Annotated in this window: 26 protein-coding genes; 4 read left to right on the forward strand and 22 right to left on the reverse strand. The window is 36.9% G+C overall.

The window, feature by feature from the left end; all coding sequences use genetic code 11:
• The 7 genes from AAX15_RS05995 to AAX15_RS06025 all read right to left on the reverse strand — a co-directional run.
• Window positions 1–407: sodium:solute symporter family transporter (locus tag AAX15_RS05995; RefSeq protein ID WP_046939543.1), on the reverse strand; the 407-nt coding region annotated here is incomplete at its 3' end.
• 205 nt (window positions 408–612) lie between these two features.
• Window positions 613–2,664 (reverse strand): AAA family ATPase, encoded by a 2,052-nt coding sequence (locus tag AAX15_RS06000; RefSeq protein ID WP_046939544.1) that lies wholly within the window; start codon window positions 2,662–2,664, stop codon window positions 613–615.
• Window positions 2,665–2,742: 78 nt separating this feature from the next.
• Window positions 2,743–4,746 (reverse strand): DUF262 domain-containing protein, encoded by a 2,004-nt coding sequence (locus tag AAX15_RS06005; protein WP_046939545.1) that lies wholly within the window; start codon window positions 4,744–4,746, stop codon window positions 2,743–2,745.
• Window positions 4,733–6,049, reverse strand: coding sequence for a DUF262 domain-containing protein (locus tag AAX15_RS06010; protein ID WP_046939546.1), 1,317 nt, complete (start codon window positions 6,047–6,049; stop codon window positions 4,733–4,735). The genes AAX15_RS06005 and AAX15_RS06010 overlap by 14 nt, the downstream gene beginning before the upstream one ends.
• A 38-nt stretch (window positions 6,050–6,087) precedes the next feature.
• Window positions 6,088–6,840 (reverse strand): PP2C family protein-serine/threonine phosphatase, encoded by a 753-nt coding sequence (locus AAX15_RS06015; protein WP_046939547.1) that lies wholly within the window; start codon window positions 6,838–6,840, stop codon window positions 6,088–6,090.
• Window positions 6,840–7,685 carry an SIR2 family NAD-dependent protein deacylase gene (locus tag AAX15_RS06020; RefSeq protein ID WP_046939548.1) on the reverse strand — a complete coding sequence of 282 codons (846 nt, stop codon included), beginning with the start codon at window positions 7,683–7,685 and terminating at the stop codon, window positions 6,840–6,842. Before AAX15_RS06020 ends, AAX15_RS06015 begins: the two co-directional genes overlap by 1 nt.
• Complete coding sequence (locus tag AAX15_RS06025; protein WP_046939549.1) at window positions 7,682–7,882, reverse strand: DNA translocase FtsK; 201 nt, start codon at window positions 7,880–7,882, stop codon at window positions 7,682–7,684. Before AAX15_RS06025 ends, AAX15_RS06020 begins: the two co-directional genes overlap by 4 nt.
• 217 nt (window positions 7,883–8,099) lie before the next feature.
• Here AAX15_RS06025 and rhuM point away from each other — a divergent pair, with 217 nt between their 5' ends.
• Window positions 8,100–9,098, forward strand: a complete 999-nt coding sequence (rhuM, locus tag AAX15_RS06030) for a virulence protein RhuM/Fic/DOC family protein (RefSeq protein ID WP_046939550.1) — start codon at window positions 8,100–8,102, stop codon at window positions 9,096–9,098.
• Between the two features lie 27 nt (window positions 9,099–9,125).
• On the opposite strand, the gene AAX15_RS06035 is transcribed toward rhuM, so the two are convergent.
• The 8 genes from AAX15_RS06035 to AAX15_RS06070 all read right to left on the reverse strand — a co-directional run bounded on the left by AAX15_RS06035 (window position 9,126) and on the right by AAX15_RS06070 (window position 16,881).
• Window positions 9,126–9,845: an SIR2 family NAD-dependent protein deacylase gene (locus AAX15_RS06035; RefSeq protein ID WP_046939551.1), complete on the reverse strand. Its 720-nt coding sequence runs from the start codon at window positions 9,843–9,845 to the stop codon at window positions 9,126–9,128.
• A complete protein-coding gene (locus tag AAX15_RS06040; protein ID WP_046939552.1) occupies window positions 9,842–10,738 on the reverse strand; it encodes a 5' nucleotidase, NT5C type in 897 nt (298 codons plus the stop codon). Before AAX15_RS06040 ends, AAX15_RS06035 begins: the two co-directional genes overlap by 4 nt.
• A gap of 58 nt (window positions 10,739–10,796) precedes the next feature.
• Window positions 10,797–11,750, reverse strand: a complete 954-nt coding sequence (locus AAX15_RS06045; protein WP_046939553.1) for a helix-turn-helix transcriptional regulator — start codon at window positions 11,748–11,750, stop codon at window positions 10,797–10,799.
• Window positions 11,751–11,814: 64 nt separating this feature from the next.
• On the reverse strand, window positions 11,815–12,300 hold the full coding sequence (locus AAX15_RS06050) for an NlpC/P60 family protein (RefSeq protein ID WP_005631729.1): 486 nt from the start codon (window positions 12,298–12,300) through the stop codon (window positions 11,815–11,817).
• Between the two features lie 52 nt (window positions 12,301–12,352).
• Window positions 12,353–12,643 (reverse strand): integration host factor subunit alpha, encoded by a 291-nt coding sequence (locus tag AAX15_RS06055; protein WP_046939554.1) that lies wholly within the window; start codon window positions 12,641–12,643, stop codon window positions 12,353–12,355.
• A 1-nt stretch (window position 12,644) separates the two neighbouring features.
• Window positions 12,645–15,032: a phenylalanine--tRNA ligase subunit beta gene (gene pheT, locus AAX15_RS06060; RefSeq protein WP_046939555.1), complete on the reverse strand. Its 2,388-nt coding sequence runs from the start codon at window positions 15,030–15,032 to the stop codon at window positions 12,645–12,647.
• A 33-nt stretch (window positions 15,033–15,065) separates the two neighbouring features.
• The gene (gene pheS / locus AAX15_RS06065) at window positions 15,066–16,055 is read right to left on the reverse strand and encodes a phenylalanine--tRNA ligase subunit alpha (RefSeq protein ID WP_005640625.1); all 990 of its coding nucleotides are present in this window, start codon (window positions 16,053–16,055) and stop codon (window positions 15,066–15,068) included.
• Between the two features lie 148 nt (window positions 16,056–16,203).
• Window positions 16,204–16,881, reverse strand: coding sequence for a hypothetical protein (locus tag AAX15_RS06070; protein ID WP_230599595.1), 678 nt, complete (start codon window positions 16,879–16,881; stop codon window positions 16,204–16,206).
• 48 nt (window positions 16,882–16,929) lie between these two features.
• On the opposite strand from AAX15_RS06070, the gene yfaE reads away from it, so the two are divergent.
• Window positions 16,930–17,178 carry a class I ribonucleotide reductase maintenance protein YfaE gene (gene yfaE / locus AAX15_RS06075; RefSeq protein ID WP_046939557.1) on the forward strand — a complete coding sequence of 83 codons (249 nt, stop codon included), beginning with the start codon at window positions 16,930–16,932 and terminating at the stop codon, window positions 17,176–17,178.
• Here yfaE and dapB read toward each other — a convergent pair.
• From dapB to ribH, 6 genes are all read right to left on the reverse strand, one after another.
• Window positions 17,173–17,985 (reverse strand): 4-hydroxy-tetrahydrodipicolinate reductase, encoded by an 813-nt coding sequence (gene dapB / locus AAX15_RS06080; RefSeq protein ID WP_046939558.1) that lies wholly within the window; start codon window positions 17,983–17,985, stop codon window positions 17,173–17,175. The two genes, yfaE and dapB, sit on opposite strands and share 6 nt — an antisense overlap.
• Window positions 17,986–18,001: 16 nt before the next feature.
• A complete protein-coding gene (locus AAX15_RS06085; protein WP_046939559.1) occupies window positions 18,002–18,631 on the reverse strand; it encodes a LysE family transporter in 630 nt (209 codons plus the stop codon).
• Window positions 18,631–19,122, reverse strand: a complete 492-nt coding sequence (locus AAX15_RS06090) for a phosphatidylglycerophosphatase A family protein (RefSeq protein ID WP_046939560.1) — start codon at window positions 19,120–19,122, stop codon at window positions 18,631–18,633. The genes AAX15_RS06085 and AAX15_RS06090 overlap by 1 nt, the downstream gene beginning before the upstream one ends.
• Complete coding sequence (gene thiL / locus AAX15_RS06095; RefSeq protein ID WP_046939561.1) at window positions 19,119–20,105, reverse strand: thiamine-phosphate kinase; 987 nt, start codon at window positions 20,103–20,105, stop codon at window positions 19,119–19,121. Before thiL ends, AAX15_RS06090 begins: the two co-directional genes overlap by 4 nt.
• 66 nt (window positions 20,106–20,171) lie before the next feature.
• The gene (nusB, locus tag AAX15_RS06100; RefSeq protein WP_005628659.1) at window positions 20,172–20,606 is read right to left on the reverse strand and encodes a transcription antitermination factor NusB; all 435 of its coding nucleotides are present in this window, start codon (window positions 20,604–20,606) and stop codon (window positions 20,172–20,174) included.
• A 3-nt stretch (window positions 20,607–20,609) separates the two neighbouring features.
• Entirely contained in the window at window positions 20,610–21,083 is a 474-nt protein-coding gene (gene ribH, locus AAX15_RS06105) for a 6,7-dimethyl-8-ribityllumazine synthase (RefSeq protein ID WP_005628657.1), read from the reverse strand.
• Window positions 21,084–21,309: 226 nt separating this feature from the next.
• Here ribH and asnS point away from each other — a divergent pair, with 226 nt between their 5' ends.
• Together asnS and can are read left to right on the forward strand one after the other, a co-directional pair.
• Window positions 21,310–22,713 (forward strand): asparagine--tRNA ligase, encoded by a 1,404-nt coding sequence (gene asnS, locus AAX15_RS06110; RefSeq protein ID WP_046939562.1) that lies wholly within the window; start codon window positions 21,310–21,312, stop codon window positions 22,711–22,713.
• Between the two features lie 75 nt (window positions 22,714–22,788).
• Entirely contained in the window at window positions 22,789–23,478 is a 690-nt protein-coding gene (gene can, locus AAX15_RS06115) for a carbonate dehydratase (protein ID WP_046939563.1), read from the forward strand.
• Window positions 23,479–23,504: 26 nt separating this feature from the next.
• On the opposite strand, the gene AAX15_RS06120 is transcribed toward can, so the two are convergent.
• Window positions 23,505–25,448 carry an ABC transporter ATP-binding protein gene (locus tag AAX15_RS06120; RefSeq protein ID WP_046939564.1) on the reverse strand — a complete coding sequence of 648 codons (1,944 nt, stop codon included), beginning with the start codon at window positions 25,446–25,448 and terminating at the stop codon, window positions 23,505–23,507.
• Window positions 25,449–25,467: the final 19 nt, after the last annotated feature.

Here is a 25,467-nt window from a genome sequence, read left to right on the forward strand (position 1 = left end):
GCGGTTGGAATTACGATGAAAAGATAAAACACCAAGAATAATGTTGACATAATCAAGCGTGTTTGACGGTCAAAACGGCTTTCAAAAAATTCTGGCACTGTTGTGTAACCGTTACGCAAATATTTCGGCAACATATAAAGTGCTAAGAAACAAAGCGGAATAACAGTTGGAACGGTCCACGCGATAATTGAAAAGTTTCCTTTATAAGAGACCGCATTTACGCCAATCAGTTGTTCTGTTGAGAGTGAAGTTAATACCATTGAGCACCCTATCACTAACCCACCTAAACCACGGCCAGCTAAGAAATACCCTTTGGATGTACTTAAATCATCCCCTTTTGTTTTTAACCAAGAAATATAAGCAACCACACCAGTTACAATGAGGAAGCTGAGTATCGTCATGAGCATATGTTGTCCTCCCTATATCGATCAACATAGCGTAAAGATAATATAACGCTCTCTAAAGGGTTATGATAATTGTCATATTAAGATTGTGAGATGGATCACAGAAATAATAATTGAAGATAAATTCAATGCTTTTTATTTTCTGTCAGTTGAAAAACTAATAAAAAAATGCGGTCAAAAAACCATAAAAATTTTGACCGCACTTTGATTAGAATCCTATTCGTCTTGTTGTTGCAGAAAACGCTGGCTTCACTTCACATTCACCTTGTAATGCGCTCAGCCAATCTTGCACCTTTTGAAAAGGGGAAAATTGGTGACGACGAGCCACTGCAGCAAAATCGCCTGGCGTCAGCAAATTAAGCGATTCAATCTGACTTAAATCCTCTTCCGATAATGATGGCAACCCTAAGATTTCAGCCTGTTGTTTAGCAAAATCCAAGCGTTGTCGCAGCATCAAGTAATCAAACTTCAGCTTCAAATCAAAACGACGCAATGCCGCAGGATCGAGCACTTCAATTAAATTTGTCGATACCACCATCAAGCCCTCAAAGCGTTCAATTTGTGTCAACATTTCATTCACTTGTGAACGCTCCCAGCTTCGATTTGCGCCCTCTCGAGAAAATAAGAACGTATCCACTTCATCTAACACCAATAACGCATTATCAGCTTTCGCTTGTTCAAAGGCTTGAGCAATATTTTGTTCTGTCCCGCCCACATAAGGATTAAGTAAATCTGAGCCTTGTTTTAACAACAGAGGCATATCCAACTGTTCTGCAAGCCATGCTGCCCAAGCAGTTTTTCCTGTTCCCGGCGGACCATAGCAACAAATTCGCCCTTTTTTCGACCGTTTTAACCCTTCACTAATACGATGAATATTGTCATTACAAGCCACATAATCTAAGTTATAGTCGGCTTTGCCTAAAACAAGCGGTTCGATTTTTGGTTTATTTTGCGATTTTAATGTTTGATTAAACATCATGAGCAACGTCTCCGCAAAATTTGACGTATTGAGTTCCTTTGCCACCCGAATTGTGCGACTTAAAATCGCAGGCGTTAATGATCGCACTTTAGCAAAATGCTGCACATAGGCCGGACTTAATTTTCCCTCAGTCAGTTGCGTAATCAGTGCCGACTTATTTTTCAACGGTAAATCTGGCATTTCTAAAATAAGATCAAAGCGGCGTAAAAAAGCAGGATCTATGCCAGAAACCGAATTCGATAACCATATCATCGGTACGTTATTGTTTTCCAATAACTGATTCATCCAAGCTTTATTTTTCTGCGCCACAGAATGGCCAAAAATACCAGCGAAAAAAACATCTTCTATTTCATCAAAAATCAATAATGAAGACTGCCCTTCTAATACCTTTTGCGCAAAACGGCACTTATTCAAACGTTCTTCTGCTCGGATCACTTCTTCATTTTCATCCATATAAGTAATATTATGCGCCGAAACACTTACTGCTTTTGCTAATAACGTTGCAAACTCTGTTTTTCCTGTACCTGGCGCACCATAAATTAAAATATTTACACCTTTTCTATGAACAGCAAATGAGGACTGAAGATAATCCAGCATCATTGTTTTCATTTCGTTTAAATAAGCAAAATCATCTAAACTCAAACTAGGCTCAATAGCTGGTTTCGTACAGACTTTTAATAACATTTGTTCATTTAATGGTTCTGAGATAAATTCATCAAAATCTAACATTTTGCTCCACTCCAAATAGTCATTGAGTCTATCTGGATTATAGTTTCGTTCAAGCAAGCCATAACCCAATAGTTTTCCCTTATCTTTTAAGGCTGAAATAATGTCTGATTTTGGCAAACCAAATAAATTTGATAATATCCCACTTACCCCTACCAAATTAGATTTTGGTAATACCCCAGTCAATTCTTTTAATGGCTCATCTAAGCGTAGCTGAACCGATAAACGGAAAAGCGTCTTCTCAGCAGCATTCAATGATAATAATTGGGTCAGCGTATCAATATTTTGTTGAATAATTGGATTCTCGTTTACGCAGAGAGCGGTCAATTTGGGCAACGTTTTATTTCTCGCTTGTAATAATTTTTTTACTTTCGCACAAAAATCATCGCTATTCTCCATTTCACTCGGTAAACCTAAGGCTTCCGCAATATTGTCATATCGCCAATTATTCTCACGAAAAACCTCTGAAAATCCTCGATATTCCAATAAAAGTTGCAACATTAATTTTTCGGTATACGGGGAAACTGATGGGGGGGTAAGTTTGAATTTAGACATAATCATTACTCCAATAAAAAATGCTCAAATCTAATAGGTTTGAGCATAGTTTAAGAAGTAGAGCGACAGATTGTGTCGTTATGATTTAGAAATATTGGGAATTGGTGTGTTTAACAACATCCACATCTCTTCCCCATGCTTTAATATCTCCTCAGTTTTCCAATTATTAAGCTCTTTTGTTTTTTCCATCATTAAAGCTTGTTTTAGACTATCATAATTTTCATCTTGATAATAAGTACATTTAGCTTCAGGTGTTAAATTGCTTAAACGAGAATTTTTACTTTGAGATAGCAAATATAAGTTACCAAAATTATCTAAAGTTTTTTTCTCTAATCTCTCTAACCCATGTTCTTCTGAAGGGTGCTGTGGATAATGATGCTCTACCGAACTTCTAAAGGTAAATCTGAACTTTTTCCAAATAGCATCTTTATTTTTAATAGTTAACCATTTGTCATTTTCTGACAAAATTTCTACTTTTTGTTTTTGTTTTTGTTCGTGGAAAAATTTCCATAACTGATAATCTAATCGATTAAATACAAAGTTAGGAACATTTACTCCATCATCCCAATCTTTTTTATCTCCTGAGTTTAATTCAAATTCCACTTTTTCTAATATAATTTCTGTAATATCTTTTCCTTGACAGTTATTACCAAAATAGAATTTATCACAAAGTTCTTCTAAAAATTTAATATAATCACTTTGTTCAATATTATCTCTATTATCAAATAACCAACGTAACACAGCGTATAACCAGTTTTTATAAATACGAGATGGATTAGAAACATGGAACATTGAAAGTAACATCACAGCTTTTTTTGTAGGATCTAAATCATTAAGTGATTCATCATCATTTTTATCTAAACTATTGTCGACAGACACATCTTTATAACTACCAAATGCATTTTTATAGTAATAACCTGATTTTCCTTTAACTATTTTCCATAACGACCAGTTTTCATAATCAGTTCGAATCATATTAGATTTAATCACATATAAATCAAATAAATAACGACAAACCAATAATGTATAAATAAACACTCTAACTTTTTTAGGGTTTCCTTCAAACTTACCTTCAAATGATTTTAATAGTAACTTTTCATCTAATGGAACATTGCATGGATCATTTTTGGTAGAATATTTACACTTATCAAATCTTTCTAAATAAATTCTTAAAACATGCATTAAGAAATTAGGAAAATCAATTACTGAAGTAAATTCGCCATCATATCTACCCTGTGATTGTTCTTCAATTTTTTCTATTTTTACATTGGGATCAATAAGTTTTACGATACTATTTTCAAGTTCTTCAGGATTTTCAAGTTCTCTAGAATTTTCATTCAAAATACTCTTAAAAAATCCACGTGCTTTTCTCCAATCACCACCTAAAATGACTTCTCTTAATTCAGAATCAAACCCCATCACAACATAACGACTCATATCAGAACAAGCATCCCAGATTTTTGCAAATAATGATTGTTCAGATATTGGCAACTCCTTCATTAAACGAGCTTTTAGAATTTCATGCTTTTCAAGCTGTTCTCCACGGGTATTCATAATTTCGAAATAATGGTTTAAATCTGTACCTTCTGGCACTTCAGTTCGAATGATTTCAACGTTATCCAAAAGGAACTTTACAATTTCATCTTTATTATTCCCCCATTCATCAATTACTTTCTTAATTGTTTTTAATGCTTGTGAGAAATTGCTTGGTAAGGTTTCAGAATTAAGATTAGATAATGCTTGTTCAGATTCATCTCGATGTTCAAAAAAAACATTTCTAAAACTTAATTTACCAAGATGATGCATTATTAATGTAAGTGTTGTTAGTCTTTGCTGGCCATCAATTACTTCAAAATCACCATTGTCTCGGCAATAAACAACTAAGCTTCCAATATAATAATTTTTATCTTGTTCTTTATTTTTTTCACAAGCATTTTTTATATCTTGAAGTAATGAACTAATTTCATCGTCACCCCAAGCATAATTACGTTGGTAGATTGGAATAATATAGTTACATTTATTATCATTATCAAATAAATCAGACACGGTTAATGTTTTTACATATTCTTTAGCATTGCTCATTTGTTACCTCAAAAACTTCCTTTATTTTATTATCTATATTATTAAACTTATCTTCACGTATTGCTGAGGTATATCTCAGCACTTGTATTGGTGTAGAGGATTTCTCTATATGATTAAATAATCCATTTTTTGAGTGAGCTTCATCTTCTATAGTTTTGAAAGTAATACGCTGATATTCAAAACGAATTCGATAAACCCATAAAAATGCTTTATTTATAAATTCATCTAAATGTACTTTACCAAACTTATCAAAATAGAATAACACTATACATTCAAATAAATTTTTTAAATACTTATCCCCTACTCGATAGCAATAATCTTGATTATTGAGAAAAGTATTTACGCCTTTCCCTAGATCTTTACCGTTAATTTTTGTCACTTTATCAACAAGTCCACTTCCTTCTTTAAATAATTTTTCATAGAGCTCAGAATAATACTGAACATAATCAAAAAATTGCTCTCCATTTATTAGAGTTTGTATTGTTTGAAAACTTGTCTTCACAAATCTTGGATGATAAAGCATAGGATTTTGTTGTGCTAATTTCTCTACAGCCTTTGTTGCAAACAGTGGGCTAAGATAAGGATAGGTAGTACTTTCTGATACACCTTTAAACGTCTCTAGCTCGTCCGATGTAAAAACCTCTCCGCTTTCTTGATAGTGCCATCGGCGTAATCTAAAAAGAATATAGTTGATAATTTTATCTAAGTTATTAATTTCTTGAGAAAGTGCAGATTTCTCCCAACGCTCAACGCAGTGATGAACAATCTCTTTGGGCTTATCTTTCATTTCTCGTAAATGATAAGCTTTCAGCAAATCATAAGATTCTAAAGGTTTCCCTCTTGAGTTTTGTGAGTCAAAAAATTGGAAGGCTTCGTCTAAATCATCTAATTCAACATAAACTATCTCACAAATTTCTAAAATATATTTTTTAAATGTTTCCTTATGGGAAATAGAATAATTTTTAATAAAATTATAATTATTAATTACATTATTCTTACTAATACTATGTGTTAAAGGTTGGTTCAATAGGTTCTTTTCACTACCCAAACTATGAAGCAATAATGAAAGCGTAATTAAACGTTGTTGGCCATCAACAATATCAAAATTTTTTCCGTCTTTATGTATCACGACCGTCCCGATACGATAAACTTGTTCCTGATTACGAAAATGGGTCAGTAAATCATCAAGTAATTGTTGAACGTGTTTTATTGTCCATTTGTATGGTCTTTGATAGTCTGGAATTCTCAAATTTAATTTTAATACATCATCAATCTTGAGTATTTTTGCTTTTTCTTCACTCATAATAATTTGGGGTCCTTAGAATATTTTTATAATATAAATCAAAATGCACAGATTATAACCGATAAATCATCATAAAACCCTTGTTTTGCAATTAATTTACGACACACCGTCAATCTTGATTTATCATTATCATATTGTTTCCAAATTTTTTCTCTTATTTCTTCTGAAAGTCCATCTGTTAATCCATCAGAGCAAAGTAATAAACTTTCCCCTTGTTGAATTTCAATTTCTTGATAAAAAATTTTATCTTGAAATTCGGAATAATCAGCAACTAAACAAGAAGAAACACCGCCATAAATCGTGGCAAAATCTTCCTCTTTTTTATCGGTAAAATCAGCCAACAGTTCAGAAAGAATAGAATGATCTTGGGTAATCTGTTGCCATTTACCTTGCGTATCAATTAAATAAGCACGACTGTCGCCCACACTGAGAATGTTGGCTTTACGGGTTATTTGGTCAATTTCTGCAGCCACAAACGTGGTTGCTGAACCGAAATAATCCTCCGCTAATTCTGCTGATAAACTGGATTGTAAATCGTAGATCGTTTGGCGACTTAGGCTTTCCATTTTGCTTAATAATTGCATTGCCAACTTGCTCGCTTTTTCAGATCGATTACTATTGGAAATACCGTCTGCCACACCCACAATAAAGTGCGGTCGGTTTTCAAGGCGTTTTTCAGCTGTTTTGAGTTTATATTGAAACACCGCCTCTCCATTAAAAAGGGCATCTTGGTTGCGTCGCTTGTTGCTGCCAATTTGTTGGCAGAAGGTAATTTCGCAAAAATTTTCCATTATTCAACCGCTTGTTGAGAAGGATTTAGCATACGATCAATCGCTTTTAGCGCATCTAACGCTTTCATTTCTAGACTTAAAAAGTGCATTTTCGGCACGCCTGCATCTTGTGGGTTAATACGGATAAATCCCCCCTTTTTTGCTTTCGCCGTACGTTCAGAAAAGCGACGCACAGTAGGAATGGCTTTTCCTGCTCCCAGTTCGATAACGACGAGATTTTGCACTTCTTTTAACCACGATTCTAACCGCACTTGTTTAAAATCCTGATATTGACTTGCATAACTCCAATCATTAAACATTAGTACATTTTGACGAGCAAAGCCCCCACAATAAGGACAATGTGGTTTTTCACTGGTTAAACATAAGTTTTCATTATCCACGACAGGTTGAAAACTTGATGCAGACCAACTTAATCCTCGACAATTATTGACACACTGAAGACGCTCCAAAGTACCGTGTACTTCATAAACATGGCTATCATCAAAACCAGCCTTTTGAAAATGCCCATCAACATTACTGGTAAAAACAAAATATCCGTGAGATTTAGCTTCCTCCCAGCGTTTTAAAATCTGATACCCTTCGTGAGGAATAGTATTTCGGTATTGAACTAATCGATGCCCATAAAACCAATAGGCAAGTTCCTGATTATGCTTATAAGCTAGTGGCGTCGCGATCTCTTCAAAAGATATATTATGTTCTTTAAACATAGGATAAGCATTCCAAAATCCACCAACGCTGCGGAAATCGGGCAGCCCAGAATCCACGCTCATACCCGCACCAGCTGTAATTAAAATGCCATCTGCTTTGCGGATAAGCTCCACTGCATAATTCAAATCATTTTTCATAATACTTTTCTCTGTCCATTTTTCATTGGTGAAATAATACCCGCTTGTTCCAACTGAGCTAAAATTTGTCCAGCTCGATTAAAACCCAACATAAATCTGCGTTGAATCATCGAGCAAGATGCAACTTTTTGTTGTTGCACATATTTTTTTACATCCTCAAAAAGTGGATCTCTTGCCATAATTACTTTCATTGCCATTATTTGCTCCTTTTATTGATTAAAGGCTTGATAGATATGTAAGAAGTAAAAAATCTCTCTTTATGGAAAAATTATATGAAAGGAAGCGACAACTTGTGTCGTTTGCGAATGTTGAAAGCGGTTATTTTTAGAAGATTTTTTGCAAATAAAATTATCTGTATTGCAATATGTATATTTATCTGGTTATATATACATGAAACTTATTAAGGAAAAGAATATGAATCATCAAAACCCAATTGAAATTTACCAAGCTCAAGATGGCACAACGCAAGTGGAAGTGAGATTTGAAAATGACACCGTTTGGCTTTCCCAGGGGCAGATGGCAAATATTTTTGATACTAGCTCAGATAACATAAGCCTACACTTAAAAAATATTTTTAATGAAGCAGAGCTTGATGAAAATTTAACTACCGAGGATTTCTCGGTAGTTCGACAAGAAGGGAAAAGACAAGTTACTCGTAAAGTTAAACATTATAATTTGGATGCTATTATTTCAGTAGGCTATCGAGTGAAGTCTAAATCTGCAACAAATTTTAGAATTTGGGCAACTGCACGTTTAAAGGAATATCTGACTCAAGGCTATACTATTAACCAAAAACGTTTACAGCAAAATGCTCACGAATTAGAACAAGCACTTGCACTTATTCAAAAAACGGCAAATTCATCGGAATTAACGCTAGAAAGTGGTCGTGGATTAGTGGATATTGTCAGCCGTTATACGCATACGTTTTTATGGCTACAACAATATGATGAAGGTTTACTTGCCGAACCACAAACACAGCAAGGCGGAACATTACCGACTTATGCTGAGGCTTGCTCTGCACTAGCAGAGTTAAAATTGCAGCTGATGGCAAAAGGTGAAGCAAGTGATCTGTTTGGATGTGAACGAGACAATAGCTTATCTGCGATTCTAGGCAATTTAGATCAAAGTGTATTTGGTGAACCGGCCTATCCAAGCATTGAAGCAAAAGCAGCGCATTTACTTTATTTTGTCGTTAAGAACCATCCTTTTTCAGATGGTAATAAACGTAGCGGTGCATTTTTATTTGTAGATTTCTTACATAGAAATGGACGTTTGTTTGATCATAATGGGCATCCAGTTATCAATGATACTGGGCTTGCAGCACTCACTTTATTAGTCGCAGAATCTGATCCGAAACAAAAAGAAACACTTATTAGGCTTATTATGCATATGCTTAAGCAAGAGAAAAAATGATAAATAGTGACCAAAGTCGCTATTTGTTTAAAAAGTGCGGTTGTTTTCTATGATTTTTAATAACTCTGCTACTACCTTCGGTACGCCCTCACCCGCTTTTTCTTTGATTGCAATCACTTTCTTACGGACAAATCCTGTATTGGGATTAGGATCGTTCAAATAGATAAGTGAACCATATGGCGCGAGATTTACCAATCCATTAGCTGGATAAACTTGTAATGACGTGCCAATAACAATCACAATATCTGCCTTTTTCACTAACTTTTCTGCTTTAGGAAACATGGGTACATTTTCCCCAAAAAAGACTATATGTGGACGCATTGGATGACCGTGATTATCCTTATCCTCTAACAGTTGATCACCCAAACATGGAACAATGTAATCGGTATTAAAACTGCTGCGAGCTTTATTCAATTCACCATGTAAATGGAGTACATTAGTACTTCCCGCTCGCTCATGTAAATCATCCACGTTTTGAGTGATTATATGAACTTCATAAAACGCTTCCAATTCAACCAAAGCCAGGTGTGCTGCATTAGGCTCTGCAGCTTGAGCATTACGACGTCGTTCATTATAAAACTCCAATACTTTTGCTCGGTTTTTTTTTAAGGCTTCAGGCGTACAAACTTCTTCTATTTTATGCCCAGCCCACAAGCCATCTTCCGCTCTAAAAGTTGGAATACCACTTTCGGCACTTATGCCAGCACCTGTTAATACTACGCAAATTGGTTTATTTTTCTCTGTCATTTTTCAGGCTCCTTTTGTTCTAAAATTTCATCAACCTGTCTATCTCTCGCCATCATACCAAAAATATTCCCAGCTTTATAAAGTGGTTGATAATTATAGCTTTCAATATGCAAGAATGGCTTCTCTGAAAGGCGTTGGAAATATTGTTTTAACTGTGATTTTGAGCGTAATAACACTTCATATTTCGCTTGAATATGAGCACACATAGCTTCAATACGCATTTTAAATTCATCACTGAGATAAGGGCTGATAATTAAATAGACAGTTTTGTATTCGGTTGCTGTTTCATCCGCATAAACACATGCCAAATTAAACACTTGCCATTTATAACGATCTGCAAAAGCACCAATGACTCGGCTTTGCTCCTCAGTTTCAACTTGCACGAGGGCGACTGGCTTTTTCAAGCAATCTTGCAAAATATCACTTGGTGTAAAAGGCCCACAGCCTAAGTAAGATAAGACACAATTCCAATTAGCAAACTGTTCTGTACCAAAATGAACATGTTCGCCTTGAAATTTGCCAGCACCATTTTTAGTACGATCATCAATTAAATAATCCCCTTGGTTGAGATTTTTATGATGGGATAAAATCAATCGTTTGTATAAGGCTGAACCTTTTTCTTCACCGAAATAATGTTGAATCCATTTTACTTTATCACTCCAAGCGGAAGGATTATGCCAAGGCGCAGTAGAAAGTACATAAATATGATATTTTTTCATCAATTTATGCACAGCCGAAATGGCGTTAGGCATTGGCTCCATTAAGCTAAAAATACCCTCTACTTCATCATATCGACCTTCATATTCTTGCTTGGTTTTATCATCTAGTTTTGCAATACCTGATGGAAAATCTACCATCACATTATCCATATCAATGTACACAATCTGTTTCATTTGAATGTCCTCTCTTCAGATAGATTTATCATAAAGCACAAAGCGACAATTTATGTCGTTATACTGTTTCTTCTAAATATACACGCTCAATTTCTTGATAATTTTCACCAAAGTGAGCTATCCACCACTCCAGCATTTGGCTTTCGATCACTGTTGCTGAAATTTCATAATCATCCCCAGAATCTTTTACTGTTTGAGCTGTTGATAATGGTGTTTCTGTTAAAAATCCCCCAATATCTTTATTAATGCGGAAAGTTAACCGGATTTTTCGACCATAGGTAAAACCAAACTTTTGGCTTTCTACATAAGATTTCAAATTAAAATCAGGGCGTTCAAATATCATTGTACTCACTGTTACCTTAAGCAAACGATGCAAAGCAAGGTGTAAAATATCGCCATTCTCATATTGTGCTACTAAATAGCTACTTGGTCCTTGTTGCACCAAAGCCAGTGGCTTGACCTGAGCTTTATGTTCTTTACCGTGAATACTACGATAATGCACCTGTAAAAATCGATTTTGATAAAGTGCGGTACTAATTTGAGAAAAAATTTCTGGATTGATTTTGGCTGGTAATAACGGCTGACTAGTTGGCGCAATAGCAACTTTATTAAGCCATTCTGCCCCTGATCTTTTATGGCTGTCATAAACTAAATTATATTCGGCCTGTTGAAAGAATGCTTCCATTGAACTCATAATACTAGAAGGCAAAATGCCATTGAGATATTGTTTAGCAAGCATAAGCACAAGTGATTGCTGTTCATTTAAAATTGGTAAATCCAAGCCTTTAGCATTTGATTTCCATCGGTAGCCATAAGGTTTATCACGCATATCACGTTCAATTTCAAACTGTTGAGATAAGCTCTCTAGCAAGCGTTGAATTGAACGAATATCACGTTGAACGCCAATATCAGCAAGTTTTTGTAAGATTTCTTCTGCGGTAATAAAACGTGTTTTTGGAATAAGGCGTAAAATTTCAAGTTGAATTTGAAGTGCGGTTAAGTTTGAGGACATTTTATCTCCCAAATTTGAAAAAAATCATTATAAAAAATGCTGGAAAATTCCAGCATTATACTTTCTAAATCCGTCTGACTTGCCAGAAGGCTTTCGACCAATAAGGGTTATTCATTGAAGAATAGACAACTCCCCCTCTGGTGGAAGCATGAAGGAATTTATCTTCTTTTACATAAATTCCTACATGATAACCATTAGGGCCACGGCCGGTTTTAAAGAAAATTAAATCACCCGTTTGAATATCTTCTTTGCGTATATGTTTACCATAATTGGCTTGTTCAGTTGTACTTCTTGGTAAACGAAGATTAAAACGATCAAAGAAAGTTTTCTGCACAAAACCGGAACAATCTACGCCACGACGTGAAACACCGCCGAGCACATAAGGTGTACCCGCCCATTCATGTTGTTGTTCGCTCAACATGGCTATGGCCATAATAGGATCGCCGATTTGACCTTTATAGTTCATCGCATAATCATCGTTTTGAAAACTAGAACAAGCGAATAAAAACAGCGAGGCAGTAGCGATTAAAAATGATTTATACACTTTCATACCTTTTCATATGAAAAGTGCGGTAGAAATTCACCGCACTTTTTGTTGCTTACTATTTAGTTTTTTCCACACGAGCACGTAACTTTTGCCCTGGTTTAAATGTCACCACTCGGCGAGCAGAAACCGGAACAACATCACCAGTTTTCGGGTTACGCCCTGGGCGAGATGACTTATCACGTAGTTCAAAATTACCAAATCCTGATAATTTCACATCATGACCAGATTCTAATGATGAACGAATCTCTTCTAAAAAGTTCTCCACCACATTTTTCGTATCGTGTTTAGATAACTGATATTTATGACTTAAATATTCAATAATATCAATTTTGGTTATCGTAGCCATATTAATCCCTTAATTCAGCATTAAAGCGTTGTTTTACCTCCGCTAATACTGCTGAAATCACTGCATTAATTTCTTCATCTTCAAGTGTTTTTTCATTATCTTGGACAGTCAAGCTAATCGCTAAACTTTTATAGCCTTCAGCGACGCCCACACCTTGATATACATCGAACAAGTTCACTTGCACCAATTTTTCGCCGCCTGCTTGTTTACATGCTGCGATCAATTCCCCTGCTGGTACGCTATCCGAGACGACTAAAGCTAAATCACGACGGTTTGCTGGGAATTTAGAAATTTCTTTTGCTTGCACCACATTACGTGCCGCAATTGCATTCCAAAGAATTTCAAATACAAAAGTTTTGCCATTTAAGCCAAGTTTTTGGCTAATAGATGGATGAATTGCACCAATAAAACCAATTTCTTGACCATCTAATTCAATAGCAGCAGATTGGCCAGGGTGTAATGCATCAAATTGTTTTGCAACAAAACGAACTCTATTACCACCTTCAGTTAAAGAAAGTACTGATTCTAAATCGCCTTTAAGATCAAAGAAATCGACAGATTCTGCTTTACCAGCCCAATGTTCAGATTTTGCCGTTCCAGTAATCACCGCACTTAAAACAAATTCTTGACGCACGCCAAATTCAGCATTGGCATCTGGTACAAAACGTAATCCAGTTTCAAATAAACGAACACGAGATTGTTGGCGATTTTGGTTATAAAGCACTGCACCTAATAAACCACTCATTAAAGACACGCGCATTGCGGACATTTCCACAGAAATTGGGTTTGGCAATACAAGTGCTTCTTGCTGTGGATGTAATAAACTTTGAATTTTTGGATCTACAAAGCTATAAGTAATGGCTTCTTGATAATCTGCATCCACAAGTGCGGTCTTAATTCGAGCTAAATCTAAATCAGATTCTTTGTGCTCACGCATACGGAGATGCGCTAATGGCGCATTGTTTGGAATGCTGTTATAACCATAAATACGCGCCACTTCCTCAATTAAATCTTCTTCGATTTCAATATCAAAACGCCAACTTGCAGAAGTTACCGTCCAAATATCATTAGCATAAGTAACATCGAAACCAAGACGGTGGAAAATTTCTGTTACGCTTTCTGTTTCAATATGATGACCTAAAAGTGCATCTAATTTACTACGGCGAAGTTGAACAGTATTAACTTTAGGAAGATGAGCTTCACTGCTTGCTTCACAAATCTCACCCGCTTCACCACCACAGATTTCAAGCAATAATGCGGTTGCTCGTTCCATTGCTTTACGGGCTAATTCAAAATCCACACCACGCTCAAAACGGTGTGATGCATCAGTATGTAAACCATATTGTCTTGCACGGCCTGCAATCGCTAATGGAGAGAAAAATGCGGATTCTAAAATCACATCTTTCGTTTCGCTATTTACGCCACTCGCTGCACCACCAAAGATCCCTGCCATTGATAAAGGCCCATTTTGGTCGGCAATTAATAAAGTATTTGATTGAAGTTTTGCAGTTGAACCATCTAATAATACTAATTCTTCACTGTCTTTTGCTAAACGAACTTGAACAGGTTGTGCAACTTTAGCCGCATCAAACGCATGCATTGGTTGACCAAGCTCAAGCAAAATGTAGTTAGTAATATCAACAATAGGATCAATAGAACGAATACCACAACGACGCAATTTTTCTTGCATCCACATTGGCGATTCAGCCTTCACATTAACGTTTTTCACCACACGCAATAAATAATGCGGGCAGGCTTCTGGTGCTTGTAAATCAATTTGAACTTTATCTGAAATTGTTGCTGGCACTGTTTCAAAGTGCGGTTGATTTACCGGCTGTTTATTTACCACGCCAATTTCACGCGCAATACCCGCAATGCTCAAACAATCCGCACGGTTTGGCGTTAAGCTAATTTCGATAGCATTATCATCTAAAGCTAAATATTCACGTAAATCTGTACCGATTGGTGCATCAACAGGCAGTTCAATAATACCGTCTGCTTCAACATCAATACCTAATTCAGAAAATGAACAAAGCATTCCTTCTGATGGTTGACCGCGTAATTTGGTTTTCTTAATTTTGAAATCGCCCGGTAATATTGCACCTTCTGTTGCGCAAGCGACTTTTAAGCCTTGACGACAATTTGGTGCGCCACACACAATATCCAATAAACGATCACCGCCTACATTCACTTTAGTTACACGTAATTTATCCGCATCTGGATGTTGTGCACATTCCACCACTTCACCAACAACGACACCATTAAATTTACCCGCAACGGTTTCCACGCCATCTACTTCTAAGCCAAGCATGGTAATTTGCTCGCATAATTGCTCGGTGGACACCGCAGGGTTCACCCATTCTCTTACCCACTGTTCACTAAATTTCATTTGTTGTTATCCTTTTAATTCAAATCCGAGAAATTACTTAAATTGTTTTAAGAAACGTAAGTCGTTTTCAAAGAACGAACGTAAATCTGTTACGTTATAACGTAACATTGTTAAACGCTCAACGCCCATTCCCACAGCAAAACCAGAATATTCATTCGGATCAATACCCACGTTACGCAACACATTTGGGTGCACCATACCGCAGCCCAACACCTCTAACCATTTACCGTTTTTACCCATCACATCCACTTCGGCTGAAGGTTCAGTAAACGGGAAATAAGAGGGACGGAAACGCACTTGTAAATCTTCTTCAAAGAAAGCGCGTAAGAAATCGTGCAATAAGCCTTTCAATTCTGTGAAATTTGCTTTTTTATCCACATAAAGCAATTCAATTTGATGGAACATTGGCGTGTGCGTTTGATCGTAGTCATTACGATATACACGTCCTGGAGCCATAATGCGGATTGGTGGCTGCATTTTTTCCATAGTACGAATTTGCACGCCAGAAGTTTGGGTGCGAAGTAATAATTCTGGATTAAACCAAAAAGTATCGTGATCGGCACGTGCTGGGTGATGTTTAGGAATATTTAAAGCATCGAAGTTGTAATAATCACTTTCAATTTCTGGGCCATTTTCAACTGAAAAGCCAAGTTCTGAGAAAAACTTTGTTACGCGATTAATCGTCATGGTAACTGGGTGTAAGCCACCAGTTTCAACTTTGCGACCAGGTAAACTGACATCTACACGTTCTTTTTCTAATTTTGCGTTAAGTTCTGCCTGTTCCCACTCCGCTTTTTTTGCATTTAAAAATTCTAACGCAGCTTGTTTTGCTTCGTTAATTTTTGCGCCCATAGCTGGACGTTCTTCAGCTGACACATTACGCAATTCTTGCATTAATTGAGTAAAATGCCCTTTCTTACCAAAATATTCGACACGGATTTCATCCAAAGCCGTTAAACTTTTATCCTGAATGGATTCAATCGCTAATTTCGCTTTCTCAACAAGCTCGTTCAGATGTTGCATAGTTTCCCCTGCTTCTCTTTTCTCTATAAAATAAAAAACCGAGTAATGATAATACCAAGTACTTAAAAAGTAAAAGAATAATACGAAAAATCATTGGTTTATCAAAAATAAAAATGGAATAACGTTATCGCTATTCCATTTTTTCTTGTTACCAACAAAATCGTTCATTCACAAAATTTTCTGACCGCTCTTTTTGCCATTTTTCTTTATTGTTTGGATTAGCAAAAAAACGTGCTTGTTCCTGTAAACGTTGAACTAATTTTTCTTCTGCTTCTTTTAATGCTTTTTGACGATCTGCAAATTTTGAAGGTAATGCTGGTAAGAAAATCACTTCATAAGGGTGCGCAATTGTCCATTTCACCGCATTTTCGGCAGCACGACTTTGTTTATCAAAATTACAAAACGCATAAGCATTAACAAACTGCCCTACAACATGGCTGAACCCTGTATTATCCTGCACTGTTTGTTTTGGTAAATCCAACACATAAAGTGCGGTGATCAAACGGTTTTGTCCACGATAAAACCAAGTAACAGCTTCATCTCTTAAGCAAAAATCGTATGCCCGAGCGGCTAACGTAAACATCGTCATGGGTGAAATACGAGCTGGATTTTCTTCTACAAATTTCACCGCACTTTCATAACCTTTTATCGTATTTTCACGTAGCATAGGATCAATTTCTTTATGTACAAATACATTTTCTGCTTTTCCATTTTCAGCAGAATAATAAGGTTTGATATAAACATCCACTGTCTTCACTGGTTCTTTGCTAATCGAACTGCAAGCAGTAATCAAAAGTGCGGTTATAAAACACAGTATTTTTAACATATGGATTTTCCTTATATAATGCTCAGCAAATTTCAGTATATTGCTCTTATGAAAATTCATCTAATCTACAGTCAAACCACATTAGAATTCAATAATGAAACAAGTTTACTCGATCATCTCGAGAAAAATAATATTCATCATGAATATCAATGCCGTAGTGGCTATTGTGGTTCTTGTCGTGTGAAAATCAAAAAAGGCAAGGTATCCTATAAAGATGCGCCCCTTGCCTTTATTCAACCTGATGAGATTTTATTATGCTGTTGTCACGTAGAAAGTGACCTTGAAATTGATTTATAAATTATTTAAATCTAATACATCGGTCATATCAAATAAGCCATTCGCTTTATTTTCTAACCATTTACCAGCTCGCACTGCGCCATTAGCAAAGGTCATACGACTTGATGCTTTATGGGAAATTTCTACACGCTCACCAATATCAGCAAACCAAACCGTATGTTCCCCCACTACATCTGAAGCACGAATAGTTGAAAAACCAATTTCATCGCGTTTACGTTCGCCAGTGATTCCTTCACGACAGAAGACTCCGTGAGTTTTTAAATCGCGACCTAAGGTTTTTGCGATATGTTCGCCCATAGAAAGTGCGGTGCCAGATGGCGCATCCACTTTATGACGGTGATGAGCTTCGATCACCTCAATATCGCAATAATCCCCCATCACTTTTGCCGCTTTTTCTAAAAGCTTGAAAACTAAATTCACGCCAACACTGAAATTTGATGCAAATACAATAGCAATTTTATCTGAAGCAGCCTTAATTACAGCTTTACCTTCATCATCAAAACCAGTTGTACCGATCACCATTTTTTTATTATTCGCTACGCAAAATGCAATATGTTCAAGGGTACCTTCTGGTCGAGTAAAATCGATTAATAAATCGAATTTATCTTTTTGGCTTTCAAGATCGTCCGAAACTGTTACACCAAGTTGACCAATTCCCGCCAATTCTCCCGCATCCGTCCCGACTAAAGATGATCCTTTGCGTTCAAAAGCCGCACCTAGTTCTACTCCTTCCGCAGAATGAACCGCTTGAATTAATTGGCGCCCCATTCTTCCGCCAGCACCGGCGATTGCAATTTTTAATGTCATGTTACTTCCTTTTTTATTAATGAATTATTTCGTTGATGCCGCTATAAACAAGCACACAACCAAAAAATAAAAATACGATACCCGCCATATTATCAATATAACGACTATATTGACTGTATAAACGCTTGGCAATATTACGTGAAAAAATCAATGAAATCACATAAAAATAACAAAATGTTTCTACCACAATCACCATAAAAGCCAAGATAATTTGCCACATTTCAGTGATATTTACTAAGACAAGCGACATCACGCTACAAAAATACACCACGACTTTTGCATTGGATAAATTCACTAAAAGCCCTTTCACAATTTCTTTTTTGATCGTGGTTTGTTGATTAAATCCAGTATCAGAGTGCGGTTCAAATTGAGCGTGTTTTTTACTGCGAGCCATTAAAAAACCGAGATATGCTAAGTAACTACCGCCTAGCAACATAATAACACCATGTAATGCAGGAATAGTAACGAACAATACCGCCAATCCCAACATTGAAAGCATTCCCCAAAAAGCGATGCCAAGCGTTATGCCTAAAATGCCACAAACTGTATTACGACGAGAATTACTTGCCGCCATTCGGCTTACATAGAAAAAATCAGGGCCTGGCGTCATTAATCCAAATAAATGCACAATGATTAAATTCAGCATCACAACATCCAATACTGAATAGCAAATACGACAATCACCGCATAAATAGCTGCTAAAACATCATCGACCATAATGCCAAAACCACTTTCTAGTTTTTCATCAAAATAACGAATTGGGAACGGTTTTAAAATATCGAAAAAGCGAAATAACGCAAAAGCAGCCAAAATCCATTGCCAAGATAATGACGGTATCGCCGCTAATACAATAAATACGCCGACAAATTCATCCCAGACGATAGAACCATGATCGTGCACGCCCATATCTGCTGTGGTTTTTTGACAAAGATAGCAACCGAGTAGAAAACAAAGTGCGGTAAAAATTAAAAAGGTTTTTACGCCTAGTAAAGAAAGTAAAATCACGCCTAAAATTGTTCCAGCTAAGCTCCCCCAAGTACCGGGAGCTGGATGAATTAAACCTGAGCCAAAACCAACGGCAAGCAAATGAATAGGATTTAAAAGAGAGATTTTTTTAAGAGGATTATTTTCTGTCATTTTGATTCCTTAAAATGATCGAAACCACTTGAAAAAGTTATATTCACAGATTTTCCATCCCGTAAAAAACGGGGAGAAAAGTCACCGCACTTTTTAATGATTTTACCAACGCAAATACAAGGCACGTTCAGTTTTTTCAAGCGTAATTCTAATTCATCTTTATATTCGGGCGGTATGCTAAAACAAAGTTCATAATCTTCCCCACCACTTAAGGCAAATTGTTCCGCTTGAGTGCGATCATATTTATTTAAAATCGATGATGAAAGAGGTAAAGCTGTAAGCTCAACTTCAGCACTACATTGACTTCGTTCAAGAATATGCCCTAAATCAGAGATTAGCCCATCGGAAAGATCAATGGCTGCATGAGCGATGCCAATTAACGCCCGCCCAAGTTCAATTCTAGGTGTGGGTCTAAGATGACGTTGTTGCAAAAAAACATCATCAGAATCAACCGCTCTTTTGCCCAATAAAATTTGCGTTAAACCTGCTGCACTATCGCCTAATGTGCCTGAAACATAGATTAAATCGCCAACTTGCGCTTTATGCCGACAAATTCCTTTGCCTTTTTCGACAAAGCCTTGTGCCGTAATCGTAATAGACAAATTACCTTTTGTAGTATCGCCACCAATTAATGTGACGTTGTATTGTTTTAACGTGTGTAATAAACTTTGGCTAAATGTTGAAATCCAATTTCCATCTACCTTTGGCAAAGTTAATGCCAGAGAAACCCATTTGGGCTGTGCCCCCATTGCAGCAAGATCACTTAAATTTGTTGCAACGGCCTTATAAGCTAAATCTTCAGGTGAAATGCTTGGTAAAAAATGCGTATTTTCTACCATTGTATCGGTCGTAATGGCAAGCTGATAATTCTCTGGCACAGAAACCAGCGCACAATCGTCGCCAATAGATAATTGAACGGAATCATCAACTAATATTTGTTGCTGAAAATATCGTTTAATTAAATCAAATTCACCCATTGCCATTTTTCACCTATCTTATAAAAGAAAAGGCACGCGTTAAAAACGCGCGCCATTTTCAGTTTAAAAGGATTATTTACGCCCTAATGCTGGTGCGATTTTATCAAGTACGCCATTGATATATTTATGGCTTTCATCTGCACCGAATACTTTTGCCACTTCAATCGCTTCATTGATAACCACTTTATATGGCACATCTAATTCAAAGCGCAATTCATAAACAGCCAAACGCAAAATAGCAGTTTCAATAGGATCAAGTTCGTCAAAAGCGCGGTCAATATAAGGCGAAATTGAAAAATCAACGGTTTCAATATTTTCTACTGTTTGACGAAATAATTTACGGAAGTAAGGTTTATCTACGCCATCCATATCTTGATCTAACACAAAGGCTAATTCAACTTGTTCTGCAGTATTGCCCGATACCGCCCAAGAATACAAGGCTTGAACGGTACATTCACGCGCACGACGACGAGCAGAAGGCTTTTTCACTTGTTTTTGTTCTGTCATGATTTATGCCGCATCAATTTGTTGAATAAGATTAACCATTTCAAGTGCGGTTAAGGCTGCTTCTGCACCTTTATTACCCGCTTTAGTACCAGCACGTTCAATCGCCTGTTCAATATTTTCTGTGGTTAATACACCAAAAGCGACTGGAATTTCAGCATCCATTGCAACTTTTCCTAAACCGCTGCTAGCTTCCCCTGCTACATATTCAAAGTGCGCGGTACCACCACGGATAACTGTACCTAATGCTACAATCGCATCAAATTTTTTACTTTCTGCTAAACGACGAGCAACTAATGGCAACTCATACGCACCTGGAGCACGCACGATAGTGATATTTTCATCTTTCACTTGGCCGATACGTTTTAATGCATCAATTGCGCCTTCTAATAAACTTTCATTAATAAAACTGTTAAAACGGGCAATTGCTACTGCAACTTTTGCATTAGGCGCTGCGACTGAGCCTTCTAAAACTTTCATATTTTTTCCTATTATTAGCCATAATGATTTTGACCCGAGATTTTAGCATAAAATCGCGTATATTCAATATTAATAAGGCTTTACCCTGTTTTATTTAGGGCTCATTTTTAAGGCTATTTTATTATTCATAGCCCGCACCAACACTATATTTTTATGGAAAATTTCCGTCATTAAGGTAAACTATCGGCAATTTTATGTGAATTACATTCAGTTACAGAGGTTTAATATGTCTAAAGTGGCATCAATTGTTGATGTATTACAAGGGAAAGTGGCGATTGGTGAAACCGTCACTGTGCGTGGTTGGGTACGTACCCGTCGTGATTCTAAAGCTGGCTTATCTTTCTTAGCGGTTTATGACGGTTCTTGCTTTGATCCAATTCAAGCGATTATTAATAACGATATTGAAAATTACGAAAACAAAATTTTACGTTTAACAACTGGCTGTTCTGTGATTGTAACGGGTAAAGTCGTTGAATCACCTGCAGAAGGACAAGCGGTTGAATTACAAGCAGAAAAAGTGGAAGTGACAGGGTTTGTTGAAGATCCAGATACTTACCCAATGGCAGCAAAACGCCACTCTATTGAATATTTACGCGAAGTAGCTCACTTACGCCCTCGTACCAATATCATTGGTGCGGTCGCACGTGTTCGCCATTGTTTATCTCAAGCAATTCACCGTTTCTTCCATGAGCAAGGCTTCTACTGGGTGGCAACCCCATTAATTACTGCATCAGATACTGAAGGTGCGGGTGAAATGTTCCGTGTTTCTACACTTGATTTAGAAAATCTTCCACGTGGTGAAAATGGAAAAGTTGATTTCAGCCAAGATTTCTTCGGTAAAGAATCATTTTTAACGGTTTCAGGTCAGTTAAACGGCGAAACCTATGCTTGTGCATTAAGCAAAATTTATACTTTCGGCCCAACATTTCGTGCAGAAAACTCTAATACAACTCGTCACTTAGCTGAATTCTGGATGGTTGAACCCGAAGTTGCATTTGCAACGTTAGCGGATAACGCAAAACTTGCAGAAGATATGTTGAAATACGTATTCCGTGCAGTATTAGCAGAGCGTAAAGACGACTTACAATTCTTTGAAAAACATGTAGATAAAGATGTTATTACGCGTCTAGAAAACTTTGTGAACTCAGATTTTGCGCAAATTGACTATACTGATGCCATCGATGTGTTATTAAAATCTGGTAAGAAATTTGAATTCCCTGTTTCTTGGGGTATCGATCTTTCTTCTGAACACGAACGTTTCTTAGCGGAAGAATATTTTAAATCACCAGTTGTAGTGAAAAACTATCCAAAAGACATTAAAGCATTCTATATGCGTTTAAATGATGATGGAAAAACTGTGGCGGCAATGGACGTGTTAGCTCCAGGAATTGGTGAAATCATCGGTGGTTCACAACGTGAAGAACGTTTAGACGTGCTTGATAAACGTATGGAAGAAATGGGATTAAACCCAGATGATTATTGGTGGTATCGCGATCTGCGTAAATACGGTAGCGTTCCACATTCTGGTTTTGGTCTTGGTTTTGAACGCTTAATCGTATATGTGACTGGTGTACAAAATATTCGTGATGTAATTCCATTCCCACGCGCACCAAGAAATGCGAATTTCTAATTCAATTTCACTTTAATATTGACCGCACTTACGCCAAAGTGCGGTCAATTTTTTCAGAATTTTAAGGAAAGCAAAATGGATAAAATTAAACAACTCTTTGCCAACAATTACAGTTGGGCACAAAGAATGAAAGAAGAAAATTCGACTTACTTCAAAGAGCTGGCAGATCATCAAACGCCACATTACCTTTGGATTGGTTGTTCTGATAGCCGCGTGCCCGCAGAGAAATTGACGAATCTTGAACCGGGTGAGCTTTTTGTACACCGTAATGTTGCTAACCAAGTAATTCACACAGATTTTAATTGCCTTTCTGTTGTGCAATATGCCGTCGATGTACTTAAAATTGAACATATTATTATCTGTGGCCACACCAACTGCGGTGGTATTCATGCCGCTATGGCAGATAAAGATTTAGGGCTTATCAACAACTGGCTCCTTCATATTCGTGATATTTGGTTTAAACACGGTCATCTTCTCGGTAACCTTTCCCCAGAAAAACGCGCGGATATGTTGACTAAAATTAATGTAGCAGAACAGGTTTACAATCTTGGACGCACTTCAATTGTCAAAAGTGCTTGGGAACGCGGACAAAAACTCTCATTACACGGCTGGGTATATGATGTAAATGATGGATTTTTAGTAGATCAAGGCGTAATGGCAACCAGTAGAGAAACCCTTGAAATTTCTTACCGTAACGCTATCGCTCGTTTATCAACGCTTGATGAAGAAAGTATTTTGAAAAAAGATCATCTTGAAAATATCTAAAGATAACGCCCTTTCGGGCGTTATTTTTAAGCTTTACCTTCAACCAAATTTTTCTTTTCTTCCAATTCTTCCCAGCGTAAAAATGCTGTTTCTAATTCGGCTTCAGTATCCGCCAATGCTTTTAATTTAGCGTCGGTAATATCATGAGCATGTTGGAAAAATGCTGGATCGGCTATTTCAGCTTGCAGTGCGGTGATTTTAGTTTCCAATTCTTCCAATAGTTGTGGAAGTTGTTCTAGCTCACGTTGTTCTTTATAAGAAAGTTTCACTGATTTAGACTTAGAAGTGCGGTCATTTTTCACCGTATTTTCTTCTTTTAGCGCTTCAGTTTTCTTCGTTTTAGCCTGCTCTTCTACTGCTTTGCTTGCCCAGAAATTGGCTTGTTGCTGTTTCGCATCAAAGAATCCACCTACATACTTATTCAAACGCTCTTCACCTTCGAATAAATAACATTCTGTCGCAGTATTATCGATAAATTGACGGTCGTGGCTCACAATTAACAATGTGCCTTGATAATCAGTCAAAATTTCTTCTAAAAGCTCCAATGTTTCTACATCAAGGTCATTAGTTGGTTCGTCAAGAATTAATAAATTATTTGGCTTGAGTAACAATTTTGCAAGTAATAAACGATTTCGTTCTCCCCCCGATAAGGCTTTAACTGGCGTCATTGCTCGTTTTGGCGGGAACAAGAAATCTTGCAAATACCCTAACACATGGCGTTTTACACCATTGACTTCAATATCTTGTTTACCATCCGCCACATTATCCATTACGGTTTTTTCAGGATCTAAATCAGCACGATATTGGTCAAAATAAGCAATATCTAATTTAGTACCACAACGGATTTTTCCTGATGTTGGCTGAATTTCACCCAACAATAATTTAATGAACGTGGTTTTCCCACAGCCATTTGGCCCAACAAGTGCAATTTTGTCTCCACGTAAAATCGTTGTTGAAAAATCTTTTAACAAGGTTTTTCCTGCGATTTCATAGCTCACATCTTCCATTTCAAAGACAATTTTGCCTGAACGGCTTGAGGTATCTAATTGTAATTTAGCTGTTCCCATTACGTCACGGCGTTGGCGGCGTTCCTCACGCATCGCTTTTAATGCACGCACTCGCCCTTCATTTCTTGTACGGCGAGCCTTGATACCTTGGCGAATCCACACTTCTTCCTGCGCAAGGCGTTTATCAAATAATTCATTCTGTAAGGCTTCAACGCGTAGATTTTCTTCTTTCGTGCTTAAATATAAATCGTAATTGCCTGGATAAGACACTAATTGGCCGCGATCTAAATCCACAATACGTGTTGCAATTTTGCGAATAAAAGAACGGTCATGGGAAATAAATACAATACTACCTTGGAAATCCAGTAAGAAATTTTCTAACCATTCAATGGCTTCCACATCCAAGTGGTTGGTTGGTTCATCAAGTAATAACACATCAGGATCGCACACCAATGCACGTGCTAGTGCCGCTTTGCGTAACCAACCGCCCGAAAGTGCGGATAATTTTGTGTTTGGATTTAAGCCCAATTTTAACAACACTTCATTGATTTTATTTTCAAATCGCCACCCATCAGCGTGTTCTAATTTAGCCTGAACTTGCTCTAATTGATTTAAAATTTGATCACTGTAATTTTCTTCCAATTGAACAGAAATATGATGATATTCTTTCAATAAATCCGTTAAATGCCCTACACCTTCCGCAACATAATCAAAAATATTGCCTTGCGCATTACGCGGTGGGTCTTGCTCTAAACGAGAAACCACAAGATCTTTCTCGTATTGGATTTTGCCATCATCCATGAGCACATCGCCTGCAATGATTTTCAATAAAGTTGATTTACCTGCGCCGTTACGTCCAACTAAACAAACGCGTTCATTCGGTTCAATATGTAGTTCTGCGTGATCTAACAAAGGTGCATCACTAAAGGAAAGATATCCATTGGTTAAACTAATTAATGCCACAACTGCCCCATAAAAATTC

Source organism: Haemophilus haemolyticus, assembly GCF_001008275.1.
GTDB lineage: Bacteria > Pseudomonadota > Gammaproteobacteria > Enterobacterales > Pasteurellaceae > Haemophilus > Haemophilus haemolyticus_P.

Bases quoted from the DNA above. Each gene is read 5' to 3' on its own strand.
- AAX15_RS06085 (WP_046939559.1), bottom strand. From the start codon at position 18,631: ATGCTGAATTTAATCATTGTGCATTTATTTGGATTAATGACGCCAGGC.
- AAX15_RS06010 (WP_046939546.1), bottom strand. From the start codon at position 6,049: ATGAGTGAAGAAAAAGCAAAAATACTCAAGATTGATGATGTATTAAAA.
- nusB (WP_005628659.1), bottom strand. From the start codon at position 20,606: ATGACAGAACAAAAACAAGTGAAAAAGCCTTCTGCTCGTCGTCGTGCG.
- AAX15_RS06050 (WP_005631729.1), bottom strand. From the start codon at position 12,300: ATGAAAGTGTATAAATCATTTTTAATCGCTACTGCCTCGCTGTTTTTA.
- AAX15_RS06025 (WP_046939549.1), bottom strand. From the start codon at position 7,882: ATGGCAATGAAAGTAATTATGGCAAGAGATCCACTTTTTGAGGATGTA.
- thiL (WP_046939561.1), bottom strand. From the start codon at position 20,105: ATGGCAATGGGTGAATTTGATTTAATTAAACGATATTTTCAGCAACAA.
- AAX15_RS06055 (WP_046939554.1), bottom strand. From the start codon at position 12,643: ATGGCTACGATAACCAAAATTGATATTATTGAATATTTAAGTCATAAA.
- AAX15_RS06090 (WP_046939560.1), bottom strand. From the start codon at position 19,122: ATGACAGAAAATAATCCTCTTAAAAAAATCTCTCTTTTAAATCCTATT.
- AAX15_RS06015 (WP_046939547.1), bottom strand. From the start codon at position 6,840: ATGGAAAATTTTTGCGAAATTACCTTCTGCCAACAAATTGGCAGCAAC.
- AAX15_RS06070 (WP_230599595.1), bottom strand. From the start codon at position 16,881: ATGTTAAAAATACTGTGTTTTATAACCGCACTTTTGATTACTGCTTGC.
- rhuM (WP_046939550.1), top strand. From the start codon at position 8,100: ATGAATCATCAAAACCCAATTGAAATTTACCAAGCTCAAGATGGCACA.
- AAX15_RS06020 (WP_046939548.1), bottom strand. From the start codon at position 7,685: ATGAAAAATGATTTGAATTATGCAGTGGAGCTTATCCGCAAAGCAGAT.
- AAX15_RS06005 (WP_046939545.1), bottom strand. From the start codon at position 4,746: ATGAGCAATGCTAAAGAATATGTAAAAACATTAACCGTGTCTGATTTA.
- AAX15_RS06000 (WP_046939544.1), bottom strand. From the start codon at position 2,664: ATGTCTAAATTCAAACTTACCCCCCCATCAGTTTCCCCGTATACCGAA.
- pheT (WP_046939555.1), bottom strand. From the start codon at position 15,032: ATGAAATTTAGTGAACAGTGGGTAAGAGAATGGGTGAACCCTGCGGTG.
- ribH (WP_005628657.1), bottom strand. From the start codon at position 21,083: ATGAAAGTTTTAGAAGGCTCAGTCGCAGCGCCTAATGCAAAAGTTGCA.
- pheS (WP_005640625.1), bottom strand. From the start codon at position 16,055: ATGCAACATCTGAACGAGCTTGTTGAGAAAGCGAAATTAGCGATTGAA.
- AAX15_RS06035 (WP_046939551.1), bottom strand. From the start codon at position 9,845: ATGACAGAGAAAAATAAACCAATTTGCGTAGTATTAACAGGTGCTGGC.
- yfaE (WP_046939557.1), top strand. From the start codon at position 16,930: ATGAAAATTCATCTAATCTACAGTCAAACCACATTAGAATTCAATAAT.
- asnS (WP_046939562.1), top strand. From the start codon at position 21,310: ATGTCTAAAGTGGCATCAATTGTTGATGTATTACAAGGGAAAGTGGCG.
- AAX15_RS06040 (WP_046939552.1), bottom strand. From the start codon at position 10,738: ATGAAACAGATTGTGTACATTGATATGGATAATGTGATGGTAGATTTT.
- AAX15_RS06045 (WP_046939553.1), bottom strand. From the start codon at position 11,750: ATGTCCTCAAACTTAACCGCACTTCAAATTCAACTTGAAATTTTACGC.
- dapB (WP_046939558.1), bottom strand. From the start codon at position 17,985: ATGACATTAAAAATTGCAATCGCCGGTGCTGGCGGAAGAATGGGGCGC.
- can (WP_046939563.1), top strand. From the start codon at position 22,789: ATGGATAAAATTAAACAACTCTTTGCCAACAATTACAGTTGGGCACAA.